This window comes from Moorena sp. SIO3I8, from assembly GCF_010692325.1.
Classification (GTDB): Bacteria; Cyanobacteriota; Cyanobacteriia; order Cyanobacteriales; family Coleofasciculaceae; genus Moorena.
Window position 1 is genome coordinate 151,545 of sequence record NZ_JAAHHW010000001.1, and the last position, 12,140, is coordinate 163,684.

The following is a 12,140-nucleotide window of genomic DNA, read 5'->3' on the forward strand; positions in this document are numbered from 1 at the left end:
TCAATCAACAGCAAATCCAGTATATTGGCGTTTATAAGGAGCATGGTAGGCTAAGACAATATCTTCAGGGGGAACACCCCATTCTACTAATTCATTAGCAACGCCAATTTCTGTGCCATCATGTTGTATCCAAATTTTGTCGTTTTTAAGGTCAATTTGGAGAACACAGCCTCTTAAACGCCGATTTCCATGCCACCCCACGTTCATTAGTTGATAGTGATCTCCTTGAACATCAAAGATTTTTTGGACTTCAATATCTCCATCTTAAATACGGGAAGGGGACTCCCGTTATAAACGTTAGTTTTAGCGGGAGGGGAATTCCCGCAGGTCAATAAATTGAGCGAAGCGCGAATCATTGCTAGTTAGACGCATATTCGTATCCGTCAGCTTTAAATATTATTCTCAGATACTTTGGATGAACATCGAACTTCTTCTCGGGAGTCTGAAGTACAAAACTTGGACGATAACGAATAGCTATCCGTCCTGTATACTGCCCGGCATATTTTCCTTTCTTTATGTCAGCTTTGACGATATCTCCTGTCTGAAAGCCTTTAAACGACTTAGCAGAAGGAGCATGAGCCTTTGGAAACCCGTATTTATTAGGTCGGCACCTTTGACGAATACCATGACCTTTAGCTGTTACTGTTAGTGGCTTTGTTCCGTTCAGTAATATTTGCTCAGGGGTGGTTTTACCAACACAAAGAGCATCGATCCAGTGAGTTTTTCCGAGACCCCTAGTCTTGCGATTAAACTTAGTCAATCCACCCGAGCCTGTTTCGACGGGTAATCCAGTTGATTGTAGTCTTCTCCATAATTCCCAACGGGTTGAGTTGACGACTGCGGCATCTTTTAAAGGAATTTTTGCTTTAGCTAATACTTTTTTGAGAATTGCTGGTTTTTTCTTTAAAAATTTTTCAATGGGGTCATTACCTTTTTTCTGATTACAACACCGACAAGCAAGGGTTAGGTTGCTGACCCGATTGCTGCCACCTTTTGATTTTGGGACAATGTGTTCAACTTCTAAGGGCGTATTCATAGCACCACAATAAACACAACTGTGTCCCCATTTGGCAAGAAGGTACTCTTTAACCTCAAACCCGTATAGCTCGCCATGTTGATATTCAACACCTGATACTTCTGGATTTTGCATCTTCTGAGTATCAAACCGCACTAGCTCTTGAGATATTGCAGTCACTGGACACAACTTCCTCAGTCGTCTTACCCAAGTCTCAACGTTAAATATTCGACTCATTAGTGACGGAGGTAACCACCCTTCTGGGCGCTTCCGATTAAGAAATCGAGGCTTGCGGTAACGAGTTTTTCTGTTTCGCCTACCTCGCCTTAAGGCTCTTCTGGATTCTAAAGAATTCTTGATACTCTGTCCTCGATGGTTAATTTCTAATGCACTTGTCACTCGTCCAGTCTGTTCTTGAATAACAGCTATTCCGGTTGTTTTTGAACCAGGATCTATTTTGATTCTGTGTGGATGAGTTACAGAATTATTAACACTTCTGTCCTGCATGATAATAGTGAATGGATAGCGCTTAAATACTTTAGCCCTTCTTTTCTTAAGTAGTTCCCTAGCTCGTGCCGGGTGGCATGGATCCAGGGGTTTTTTATTTTGATCTAAAACGAAAACTCGCATTACTTTGAACACTCCACGATGTGGGTAAAGTTTGCCTCGACAATGTTATAAGAGCTTGAGAGGTTAACAACACTTCCTTAACTCGCTACAGATGTTTAATTGTTAACAACAGAGCTGAAGGCTGGCACGCACCTACAGGTGTTATAACTCAAATAACGTAGACCTAATCTAAGTCTCAGTCTGGTCAACTATGAGCTTCTACAAGCTCCCGCTATAGTCCCATAGGACTTAGCGGTGAGTTATTGACATTTAGGTTTATATTGCCCGTATTCATTGATGATTTTTTTGACTAATTCTCTATAGTGATTTAGTTTTTCCATTGTTTAATAAACTCTTGATTGATATCATATATAGCATTTTTTTTTAGATGTAAACATAAGAGTGATGGTAAAAGGGAGCAGGGAGCAGGGAGCAGGGAGCAGGGAGCAGGGAGCAGGTAACAGTAGTAAAGAGCTCCGAATAATTTTTGATGTTATGAGAAATTAGCAATATTATTCATGACCTATTTAGAAATGCTATTCAATTAGTTTGGGTAGTGTTTTAGAAGTCAATTCCATTACTGATTCCTATCGGTTTATCCCCCAAAACTAAACTATCAATTTATTGAAGCAGTTGCTTTAGTCTTTGGCGAAAGGCTCGTAATGCAGGACTTCTCCCGGTTTCACGGCTTTGAGCTAAAACGTCTGCTACCAGATCCCTAATCGGTAATCTGGGGAAGGTCGGACTGGTGGTAACTTGCCGGTACTCACCTCCTTGCAACAGGTCAATCCTGAGTTTATTTTTTTCATAGCGCCAGAGTTCAGGCACACCTAAGTTGCCATAGACATCTAGTTGAGTCTTGGAGGTAACATCCACTTCAATGGCTAGATCTGGCGGTGGGTCAATAGTGAGATCGACGCGCCGCTTGCCTCGCATTCTAGCGTGGTTTTGGATGTAGAAGCATTGATCTGGTTCAATGCCACTGTCCATATTTTCTCCCTTGAAGGTAGTGGAACCAAAGCACTCGCAGTCGATTTCTAACTCATCAAGCAAAATTTTCACTAAATCACCGAGCAGTTCTTTATCGACTTCCTGTTCTGGGGTAGGCATTCTGATTTCTAAGGTTCCGTGGCTATAGGCAATACGGGCAGAGCGATGTTCCCCTAGTTCTTCCAGAACAGACTCAAATTCAGCCCACTCTAGGTTATGAATCAATAGTCTTTGGCCTGGGGGAACGGTAAGTTGTTGGAGTAGGAGAGTAACAGCCATCGTGAATCTTCTATGATTTCGGATTGTGGATAAACATCAAAAGTTAATCTAATACCAATTGACCAATAGCTTTGAGAGCAGCTAAAACTTGCTCCAGTTCATTTTCCCTGTCAATAGATAAGGCGTAGGAACGACCATAGATGGGAACATCTGCTGGTTGGAGTTTAACAAACACAAACTCTCTCCCATTGACTAGAAAACCAAACCTTGGCTTGTCACTGTTGGATCCATCCAGCATATAAGCTAGAGCTTGAGGCAGTGCTGCCATCACATCAAACTTGGTACTTTTGGATTCGATCACCAGTATCCAAAGTCTCTGTCGCACTACTAAAACATCTATCCTGCCTCTTACAATTACTCGATTGTCTTCAGCAGCAATTGCCACAGAAGTTTCAGTTCTGATCGAAAAGGGTGGTTGAAAGAATCCAGCTAGATCGAGTAACGGTGATAGAACCACCATTTTTACAGCCTCTTCTAAGAGAGGGCGGCGATTAACCAAGTTAAAGTAGTTACTGCGGACTCTTTCGAGAGAACGTTTTTCCTGATCCGTTAAAGAGGGTAAGTTGTCTTGCCATTCTCGAAAAAATTGATGATCAGTTGTTAATTGTAGTTTAAAGTGTTCTTGCAGTTCTTCTAGGCTAAGATCTTGAGCTTGAATAGTTTGAACCATAATGAGTCATTGGTTGAATACAGTAAAAAGTAGTAGGGACGTAGGAGGTTAAGTCCATAGGAAAGTGAAAAGTAATCCCTTTTGATTCCCAATTTTTCCAAGAGGTCTAGTGTGATTTTAGGCAACTAAGCCATAGCTAGCCTTAGTGAGAGTGCTCTTGGAGCCAGTTGAGTAAATCCTCACTGGTATTAAAATCCCAGATTGCTTCTGATAAGGGTTCTAGGTCTTGGGAATTCAAGGCTTCAAGTAATGCGTTCTCATTACTTGTTAGTTTTCCAAAACGACGCTCAAGCTGTCGCAATAGTAAGCTTCTTTCGCCTTCTAGTATTGCCTTTTGTCTTGCCTTTTGTCTTGCCTCTTGTCTTCCCTCTTCTTGTCCTTCCCTTTTCGCTAGACTCAATGCACCTCGCCAGTCCTCCAAGAACATCTCCTGTTTGTGGAGTTTTTCCAATTCTTCTACACTCAAGCCAGCTTGATTTGCTATAGTTAAAGCTTGTTCCAGCTGTGGGATTTCCCTCATTTGATCAGGAATAATTTCTAAGCTGGGAGCTTCTTTGATAAAATAGATCCACTTATCGACCACACTTTCTAACTCTTCCAGCTGCTTAGTAAATTTGGGAAGTTCCACAAACACCATCTTTAACTCATTTTCCTGATAAGGTAAGTGGTCTTCTTCTTCTTGAAAGTAAAAACTGCTAATGACTTTATCTGTTGAGGGGAACAGCTTAAAATCAGTGATAGTTAAAGCAATGACCGGATTGAGATCGAAATATCCCTGTCCGGATTTTAGTTGATTCCCGTAGGTTTTGCACAAATTATAAACGACTCGCTTCTCGAAAGCCTCCACATTCCAGAGCTGCATTTCAATGATCACAGTCGTTTTATCGTCTAATACTGCCTTAACATCCAGATAGGTGTCTTTTAAATCAACCACATCCCCCGCACTGTAGGGATCTATAATTTCTAAATCCTGGATGACCGAATTCCCAGAGTAAATCATGGCATTGAGGAAGGAAATCAGAATATCTTTACTCTGATCTGATCCAAATATTTTATTGAAAGCAAAGTCAGTTTTAGGACTGATGAATTTCATGGTTTTACAGGGTTAATTAAACCGTTTAGTTATTAGCTAATGTCTTGACTTTTATAGTCACAGTTTTGGCTGGGAGGGTTTGCACTATAATCAGTTATATAACAGGGAACAGGGAACAGGGAACAGGGAACAGGGAGTAGGGAGTAGGGAGTAGGGAGTAGGGAACAAAAATTATCACAATTCCTACACGGATCCCTATATAGCGCTACGGGCAAGGCAAGAGGCAAAAGGCAAAAGGCAAAAGTGCGCTTTCCGCATCTAATTATTAAATTCGCCACGGGTCGCACCTCAAAGTTGACGTGCATTAGCTTTTCAGCTTTTATCAATGTCCTAACTTTAATGCATAGTGCTATATAGCGGTTTAAAAAAAGGTGATGGACAAATTTTGTCGTTGAATAAATACGGGATGATTTTAATAGTTTTGTGCCATGGGTATCTTGCCGTGCCATGGGCATCTGGCTGTGCCATGGGCATCTGGCTGTGCCATGGGCATCTTGCCGTGCCATGGGCATCTTGGTGGAACGGGCATCTTGCCGTGCCATGGACATCTTGGTGGAACGGGCATCTTGGTGGAACGGGCATCTTGCCCGTTTCAATTTCCGGGCGGGCAGTATGCGGGCATCTTGGTGGAACGGGCATCTTGGTGAAACGGGCATCTTGGTGGAACGGGCATCTTGGTGGAACGGGCATCTTGCCCGTTTCAATTTCCGGGCGGGCAGTATGCCCATGCCACTCATATTAATCCCTTGATTCAGAAGCGATGCAGCGCGGTCTTGGGGGTTTCCCCCATGAGCGACTGCATCAAGACAATGCCGTATCCCCAAGAGAGATCCGGTGGATTGCTGAAAAGCCAGGATTGATGATCGTGATTTTTTTGGCATCATGGAAGTAGCTCCTATTTAGGTGGGAGGAAAACCGCGCTGGATATGATTAACGGGCATGACCAGCGCGGTTATTAGTATCAGTCTTTACCTTATATAGTATAGATAAATCCTCGAAAAAATGCAAGGGTTAATTAAAATATTTTACATTTATTTGCAATTAGTTTTATTAACCATTTTTAGACTCAATTCTGTCTAATAAATTTACCTGATTTTTTTATTAACTGAGCTACAAATTATTGGTTTTTAGGGAGCAGGAATTCCCTCTGAACCCAGGGCTGTTTCTTGTGTCGGACTCAAATGTGATTGGTGGGGAGATAGGGAGATAGGGAGATAGGGAGATAGGGAGATAGGGAGATAGGGAGATAGGGAGATAGGGAGATAGGGACGCACCCGTTCCCTGTTCCCTGTTCCCTGTTCCCTGTTCCCTTTTCCCTTTTCCCTAAAAAACCATAAATATCTACTTTCTAACCAACAGCAAATCCATCATATTGACGCATAAATGGGGCATGATACCCTAGGACAATATCCTGTTTTGGTATCCCTAATTCAAGTAACTCATTCGCCACCCCAAACTCGGTGCCATCATGTTGAATCCAGATTTTTCCATCAAGAATATCAATGTGAATCAAAGGTCCGAAAACACGACGATAATTTTGCCATCCTGCATGAAAGACTTGATAATGATCTTGCTCAGGATCGAAGAATTTATAGACTTTGATATCTTCATTGGCTAGCTTAACCAGACTATGCTTTTCCAAGATTTCCTGAATCAAATGACGATACTGAATTAACTTATCCACTGCAAAATTACCTCCTGATTTGGCTCATATACCAATAGGTTTATGTGAGATTCTTGAATCGTTTGCTTTGCGAAAGGACGACGAAAAAATTCTTCGTAAGTATAGGTAGGAACCGCTAGATAAAGTTTACGTTCCGGTTGTTGCGCTTTTAAGGCAATTCGATAACTTAAACATTGTCCCACTGCTAAGTAAAATTCATAAATTGTAGAAGAACCGATAAAACTTTTCACCTCAACAGCAATTTTTTCAAGACCTTGCTCCGCTGCAATTAGTTTCTCTCCTGCCAGATCTATTTGAATACGAGCGTTATCAAAATCCAGGTAGAGTGGATCGTGAGTGATAATCCATCCATCCTTAATTAGTCCTCCTTTGACAGCTTCATGAAAATAATCCTTAGCAGACATATGATATGCTTTTCCTGAATTTTAGCAATAGTTCACGTTATTTCTTCTAGACTCTTAAAAGAAGCTATCCAACCACATCAGGCTTTTTTTAGTTAAAAAGATTTAACTTCTCAGTAAAACTCATGACCGCAAGGGTTTTGACTGGGGCAGAAATGCCCAACTGTGAGGTTGGTAAGCTCAAGGCGTAGCCGTGGGATGATCTGATATCATGTCCAGTTGAATACTTACACTAAGCTAAACGCCGATGGCTAACCTTTTCCTACAAAGCTAGGTTAAAAATATGCTGTGCGGATAACTTGAACTGGGGAAAAGTCGGGGAAACAATGGGAGTATTTTCCGTAAAGGGCGTCATCTGATATTCGCCGTCAACTAAATGACAAACAAAAAATGTGGGTTGCTTGGGGTTGCCGATAAACTTTCTCGCCCCCAATGCGGCATAATCGATAATCCAATATTCTTCGATCCCCATCTCTTCATAATCTCTAAGCTTATTGTAGTAATCGTCACGCCAATTAGTTGAAACAACTTCGACGATTAATTTGACGGAATCAGGATTTTGAATAATTGATTCGCTTTCCCACCGAGATTCTGCCCCCATAACGTCTTGATTCAAAACAATAATGTCCGGTTCATAACCTGAGTTTTCCCGTTTTGGTTTAACAATTGACTCTCTAGGAATAGTCCAAATGCCTCCTTTGTCTATCTGCCTGATAACTATCAATAGTTGCTCGATCAGGGAACCAGTTAGATCTGAATGTTTCCCCTTTGGCTTGGGCATTTCAATAATTACTCCATCATGTAGCTCGTAACGGACTGCTGAGTTTTCGGGATACCAGCTGATAAATTCATCAAAGCTGTATAATTTCTGTTCGGCTTTGGCTTGAGTCATAGATCGTTCTTCTTGAAGCTGAAATTTATGGTGACAAAATGACACTATTCTGTTATATAGTCTTTATGGCATTTACCAGGTACGCTGATCAACCTCAAAGTCCCCCTTTTTAAGGGGGATTTAGGGGGATCCCTTGGTACCTAATGGGATAGAGAATTGCTATAGTGAAAGAAATTGAGGCATAAATTCAGATGGCAAGTACCACTCCTAATGATACTCGTGTGACAGCTAGGCTTCCTGCATCGGTCAAAGATACTTTACAAAAGGCTGCGGATTTAACGGGGGCAACCTTAAATCAATTTATGGTTCATGCTCAGGTTAAAGAAGCCCAAAAAGTGATTAATACAGAACAGGTGATTCATTTATCACCCCAAGATGCGGATATAATTTTTAGTCTTATTGAGAATCCACCCACCCCTAATAAGCATTTAAAAGAAGCTATCCAACGACATCAGGCTTTTTTCAGTGGAAAAGATTGAACTTCTGGCTTATTATGATAGATACGGGTTTGAAGGAACTAAAGAGCATCCATTATTGTTGTTTTTGCCTTTATCTAGTTTAGGTAGTGCTTGAGAAGCCAGGAAAATAAATAGAATCGATTAAATCTCAAAAATAGAACTTTCGAGAAGATCAATAACTGCTGAAACAGCTGTTTGTACCGCTCCTTGAACTGAAGCATGATTAATTGCCAAGTGTTCCCCTGCAAAGAAAACACGGGGATTATCTACTGGATAAGCTTGACCAAGTAATGGTTGATAGTTCTCCCGATCCCCTGGAGCAAAATAGGCATAAGAACCAGAACCAGACTGATTATCTTCATCCCAAATACTATGAATAATATCATCAGTATAGTCTTTAATCTCAGGATGCAGTTGGGAAACTTCGTCTAAGGTTAAATCGGTTTTAGCTGTTTCCTCTAAAGTCCTAAATTTCCTGGAATTATCTTCCCAGCGATAAGCAGCCGTTAATACTGATGGCTGATAAGAAATATCCTTATCTTTAGCAATAAAGTGAGGTTGAGAAATGTTTGTTGAGTCTAATTGAGCATTATCAGAAGGATACCAACACTTTTCGAAATTTAAATCCGTAAAGCTACCACCCCCATAGACATGATCGGCAAATTCCCAAGGACGAGCGGTACAGTGTAATAGAGTTTTACTGGCACTGCAATACCCCAAATTGTTAATAGCTTCCCGTTGTTGGCTAGGTAAACTAGGGTCAAAATTAATCTGAGCCAGAGCAGTAGCAGGAATGGTACAGATAATATAGTCAAATTCAGCGGTTTGTTGCTTATCCAGCTTATTCCAGACCAGCCTAACCCCTCTATCGGTCATTTCTATAGTTGTTACTCTGGCTTCAGTCTGGATTATGCCTGATATCCTTTTAACCAAAGCCTTAATTAACGTTTCCAGTCCTCCGATTAGCTCATATTGTTCTACTCGATGCCAAGCAAAGAAGTCAATTAAACCATTTAACAGAGATACTTTGTCGTAATGAATTGCTCCAGTAGCATGACCGAGTAACTCAAAAGCATCGGGAGAAAGATGACTGCGAAAATAGTCGGTAACCGTTAGGGTATCCCATTTTCTAACTTGATCACTGGTAAAAGTGGGTGCAAATAACTCCCATTTCTCTTTTTCAGTCAAAGAATCGATTAATTCTTCCAATAACTGGTCGTAAATTACCCCTGGGTCTTGTTGCTCATCAGGGGTTAACTTGTAAACACCAAACAACTCTTGGTAACTATCTAAACGAGTTTTATTACCCCGTAGATAAGAAAAAGCGCCGGGATTGTAATTAATAAAAGGTCTTTTTGGTAAATTAAATTTATCTATATAGTGTAATGTGCAGCCATGACTAGTAGGAATTCGCATTGCGCCTAATTCCCCATAAGTACCATCACTAAAATAATGAGTCTTAATTCTTCCTCCAAGGCGAGAATCAGCTTCTAATATAGTAACTTGATGGTTGAGTTGACTGAGTTCATAAGCACTAACAAGCCCAGCAATTCCTCCACCGATAATCGCAATTCGTTTGCGAGTACCACCTTGATCGTAGGGACTAAGGGAACCAGGATGACGATACAGGCGCTCAAAGGAAAAAGGTCGCTCTAACTCTTGTGTATGGCGGTAAGGGTTAAACATCCAGTGTTATCCTAAATTAGGGCTTAAACTGATTCTCCATCAAAAATGCGTTCGCGTAGCGTGACCTACGGCCAATCGCGTAGCGGCTCTTTAACAACCGAATAAATTAAATATTGCAATTATAATAACGATTATCGAAACTTATTATCCTTTTAATGCAAAAGGCAATATAAAAGAGGGTTTTCAGGTAATAAGCGTCAAAAAATACTGTACCTAATAAGTTCTAGAAATGTCCTTAGTTCTTAGTTAATCCTTAATCCTTAATCCTTAATCCTTCGTTCATCCTTTTTTTGACTTCGATGGGGTTTTAGGTGAGCGTGAACCCCCCTTACCATTGTCTTTCTTACCATTGTCTTTCTTACCATTGTCTTTCTTACCATTATCTTTCTTGCCAGAGTTTTGGGGTTTGACAGGACCATTGAGTTGCTGACGTCCATTGCGAATTACTCTAAGCATGTCACTGAGGTGCTGCTCAATATTGTAGAGCACTCCGTCAGCGTAGGCATCTGCCCCATTTTGAATTTCCTCACACTCCGCTAGGGTCATTTGGCGCATTTGCTCCAGTTCCTGCTGGGCTTTGCGGCGCATCTGCTCAAGCTCCGATACCGTTTGCTTGTGCATCGCCTCACACTCTTTTTGAACTTGTTGGCTGATTTGTTGGGCTTCGTGTTCCGCTTGCTGAATAATACCGAGTTCATCTAAAATCATTTCAGCACGCCGCTGAGCTGTCTCAATGATTTCTTGAGCGTACTGTTCAGCTTGCTGGATTATTGCATCGTGTTCTTCAATTATTCTAGTAGCTTGTTGAAAAGCTAAGGGCAAATTTTCCCGCACCAAGTCGAGTTGAGCCAGCAACAGTTCTTCATCAATCAGGGTGCGCCGGGTAAAGGGGATGTGGGGGCTATCGAAGATTATGTCCTCGATATAGTTAAATTGCCCCTGAATATCTATGTCTCCTGATCCAGGATTAAAGGATTCAGTAGGGTTTGGGGGTTTGTTTTGCTCGGGTGGGTCGTACCGGGATGATTCTTGGCGTAACATCGGTATATATCTAAGGCAACCTGTTGGGGGACAAGATGATCGACGGAGCCGCCAAATTTGGCAATCTCTTTGACTACGCTACTACTCAAGAAACTATATTCGTTAGAGGTGGCGAGAAAAACCGTTTCGATTTCATCCCAGAGGGTATGATTAGTATGAGCCATCTGGAGTTCCTTCTCAAAGTCAGAAAGCACCCTTAACCCTCGCAACAGTACTTGAGCTTTCTTCAGTTTGGCATATTCCACCGTTAAACCAGTGAAACTGTCCACTTCCACATTAGGTAAGTCTTGGGTGCAAAGTTTAATCTGCTCGACTCGCTCAAGCACTGTGAACAAGGGAGATTTATTTGGATTGCGCAGCACCGTCACAATCACCTTATCAAAGAGTCTACAGCCACGCTGGATGATGTCAAGGTGTCCTAGGGTAATGGGATCGAAGCTGCCTGGATAGATTGCAATCACGACGCAAGTATTACCAATGGGTTCAAGGAGTGATTATATAGCTTGTTTCACGGCGATGACATACTGAACTATTAGTGAAATATTAGTTTGTTAACTCATTGGTGATTAGTCACTAGTCATTAGTTATTGGTTTTTTTGATATAGTATAGAGCATTTTAATTGCAGCCCCACACTGTCCCCCCTCCATCCGCCATCCGTTCCATCTGTTAACCCATTTACATCATATATTAACCCATCAGTTGCGCCATCTGCCTATTGCCCATGCTACGCTGATCAGCAATGTGTTCAGTACGCACACTCTGTGTGACCAACCGGTTAACCTAAACCCAGAAACGCCTATGGTACACATCAAGCGAGTGGAACTCTCGCGGTTCAAATCCTTCGGCGGCACCACAAAAATCCCCCTCCTGGAAGGATTTACCGTAATTTCTGGGCCAAACGGGTCAGGCAAATCCAACATCCTTGATGCTCTTCTATTTTGTCTTGGTATCGCCAGTTCCAAAGGAATGCGAGCTGAACGCCTTCCTGATTTAGTTAACCACAATAAAGAACATCGAGGCACTGTCGAAGCGAGTGTCACAGTTACCTTTGACTTATCTGACTTCAATAACTATGACGAGTTACAGGTTAAAGAGTTGGAGGAACCGTTACAGGTTAAAGAGTTGGAGGAACCGTTACAGGTTAAAGAGTTGGAGGAACCGTTACAGGTTAGCAAGTTACAGGTTGTTCGCGAACAACCCAATAACCTTCAACCCAATAACCTTCAACCCAATAACCTTCAACCCAATAACCTTCAACCCAATAACCTTCAACCCAATAACCTTCAACCCAATAACCTTCAACCCAATAACCTTCAACCCA

At 41.6% G+C, this 12,140-nt stretch carries 16 protein-coding genes; 3 read left to right on the forward strand and 13 right to left on the reverse strand.

The window, feature by feature from the left end:
* The 6 genes from F6K51_RS00640 to F6K51_RS00665 form a co-directional block, all read right to left on the reverse strand.
* A complete protein-coding gene (locus tag F6K51_RS00640) occupies positions 1–255 on the reverse strand; it encodes a XisI protein (RefSeq protein ID WP_364305299.1) in 255 nt (84 codons plus the stop codon).
* Positions 256–358: 103 nt separating this feature from the next.
* Positions 359–1,645, reverse strand: coding sequence for an RNA-guided endonuclease IscB (iscB, locus tag F6K51_RS00645; protein WP_293017345.1), 1,287 nt, complete (start codon positions 1,643–1,645; stop codon positions 359–361).
* A gap of 600 nt (positions 1,646–2,245) precedes the next feature.
* A complete protein-coding gene (locus F6K51_RS00650) occupies positions 2,246–2,893 on the reverse strand; it encodes a Uma2 family endonuclease (protein ID WP_293017346.1) in 648 nt (215 codons plus the stop codon).
* A 43-nt stretch (positions 2,894–2,936) separates the two neighbouring features.
* Entirely contained in the window at positions 2,937–3,563 is a 627-nt protein-coding gene (locus F6K51_RS00655; RefSeq protein WP_293017347.1) for a type I restriction endonuclease, read from the reverse strand.
* 142 nt (positions 3,564–3,705) lie between these two features.
* Complete coding sequence (locus F6K51_RS00660; RefSeq protein WP_293017348.1) at positions 3,706–4,656, reverse strand: Rpn family recombination-promoting nuclease/putative transposase; 951 nt, start codon at positions 4,654–4,656, stop codon at positions 3,706–3,708.
* Positions 4,657–4,688: 32 nt separating this feature from the next.
* A complete protein-coding gene (locus F6K51_RS00665; RefSeq protein ID WP_293017349.1) occupies positions 4,689–4,934 on the reverse strand; it encodes a hypothetical protein in 246 nt (81 codons plus the stop codon).
* A gap of 145 nt (positions 4,935–5,079) precedes the next feature.
* Here F6K51_RS00665 and F6K51_RS00670 point away from each other — a divergent pair, with 145 nt between their 5' ends.
* Positions 5,080–5,406 (forward strand): hypothetical protein, encoded by a 327-nt coding sequence (locus tag F6K51_RS00670; RefSeq protein ID WP_293017350.1) that lies wholly within the window; start codon positions 5,080–5,082, stop codon positions 5,404–5,406.
* Between the two features lie 377 nt (positions 5,407–5,783).
* Here the strand turns inward: F6K51_RS00670 and F6K51_RS00675 are convergent, their stop codons facing one another.
* From F6K51_RS00675 to F6K51_RS00690, 4 genes are all read right to left on the reverse strand, one after another.
* Positions 5,784–5,930 (reverse strand): hypothetical protein, encoded by a 147-nt coding sequence (locus tag F6K51_RS00675; protein WP_293017351.1) that lies wholly within the window; start codon positions 5,928–5,930, stop codon positions 5,784–5,786.
* Positions 5,931–6,004: 74 nt separating this feature from the next.
* The gene (locus tag F6K51_RS00680) at positions 6,005–6,340 is read right to left on the reverse strand and encodes a XisI protein (RefSeq protein WP_293017352.1); all 336 of its coding nucleotides are present in this window, start codon (positions 6,338–6,340) and stop codon (positions 6,005–6,007) included.
* On the reverse strand, positions 6,328–6,744 hold the full coding sequence (locus F6K51_RS00685) for a XisH family protein (protein WP_293017353.1): 417 nt from the start codon (positions 6,742–6,744) through the stop codon (positions 6,328–6,330). Before F6K51_RS00685 ends, F6K51_RS00680 begins: the two co-directional genes overlap by 13 nt.
* A gap of 259 nt (positions 6,745–7,003) precedes the next feature.
* The gene (locus F6K51_RS00690) at positions 7,004–7,633 is read right to left on the reverse strand and encodes a Uma2 family endonuclease (protein WP_293017354.1); all 630 of its coding nucleotides are present in this window, start codon (positions 7,631–7,633) and stop codon (positions 7,004–7,006) included.
* A gap of 191 nt (positions 7,634–7,824) precedes the next feature.
* On the opposite strand from F6K51_RS00690, the gene F6K51_RS00695 reads away from it, so the two are divergent.
* Entirely contained in the window at positions 7,825–8,112 is a 288-nt protein-coding gene (locus F6K51_RS00695) for a DUF1778 domain-containing protein (RefSeq protein ID WP_075903888.1), read from the forward strand.
* 120 nt (positions 8,113–8,232) lie between these two features.
* Here F6K51_RS00695 and F6K51_RS00700 read toward each other — a convergent pair whose 3' ends face one another.
* The 3 genes from F6K51_RS00700 to coaD all read right to left on the reverse strand — a co-directional run bounded on the left by F6K51_RS00700 (position 8,233) and on the right by coaD (position 11,279).
* A complete protein-coding gene (locus tag F6K51_RS00700) occupies positions 8,233–9,777 on the reverse strand; it encodes an NAD(P)/FAD-dependent oxidoreductase (protein ID WP_293017355.1) in 1,545 nt (514 codons plus the stop codon).
* 279 nt (positions 9,778–10,056) lie between these two features.
* Positions 10,057–10,818 carry an ATP synthase F0 subunit B gene (locus F6K51_RS00705; protein ID WP_293017356.1) on the reverse strand — a complete coding sequence of 254 codons (762 nt, stop codon included), beginning with the start codon at positions 10,816–10,818 and terminating at the stop codon, positions 10,057–10,059.
* On the reverse strand, positions 10,725–11,279 hold the full coding sequence (gene coaD, locus F6K51_RS00710) for a pantetheine-phosphate adenylyltransferase (protein WP_287313897.1): 555 nt from the start codon (positions 11,277–11,279) through the stop codon (positions 10,725–10,727). Before coaD ends, F6K51_RS00705 begins: the two co-directional genes overlap by 94 nt.
* A gap of 338 nt (positions 11,280–11,617) precedes the next feature.
* On the opposite strand from coaD, the gene F6K51_RS00715 reads away from it, so the two are divergent.
* Positions 11,618–12,140 (forward strand): AAA family ATPase (locus tag F6K51_RS00715; protein WP_293017361.1); only part of this gene is annotated, 523 nt, incomplete at its 3' end.